Raw genomic sequence first — 470 nt, 5'->3', positions numbered from 1 at the left:
CTTCGCTGGTTTGGTTCAGTGCGCCGCGCAGCGATACATCTGTTTCACACAGTCGGAGTTCCTTCATCTTTTCCAACTCGGCGCGCATCAGCCGCGCGGCAGCAGGGGCCCATGAGCCGTTTTCCATGAGGCCGATCCGGCGGTTTCGGAATCCCTTTGTCTGTAAATGATCCAAAAAGGCCTTCATGGGCGGGAACAGTCCTCCGTCATAAGTGGAGCAGGCCAACACCAGTTTCCCACAGTAGAATGCGCTGGTCACGGCATAGGAAAGGTCTGTTGCCGTCAAATCGCACATGGTGACTTGCGCACCTTTTCCCTTCAGCTTGCTCTTGAGGGCCTCCGATGCATATGCGGTATTTCCATGGATGGATGCGTGAGCGATCAGGATGCCCTCCGGTTTTTCCGGTTTCCATTGTGACCAGAGATCATAGAGCCGCAGATACTCCCCCAAGTCTTCTGTGAGCATGGGG

At 55.3% G+C, this 470-nt stretch carries 1 pseudogene; it reads right to left on the bottom strand.

Features of this window, described 5'->3' with window-relative positions:
- Positions 1–470: pseudogene (locus tag GPK89_RS10810) on the bottom strand (FprA family A-type flavoprotein); the annotation flags it as partial.

The sequence above is a fragment of the Gemmiger formicilis genome (assembly GCF_018784445.1).
Lineage (GTDB): Bacteria > Bacillota > Clostridia > Oscillospirales > Ruminococcaceae > Gemmiger.
The sequence above is the reverse complement of the archived record's forward strand: the minus strand, read 5'-3'. Positions and strand labels throughout refer to the sequence as shown.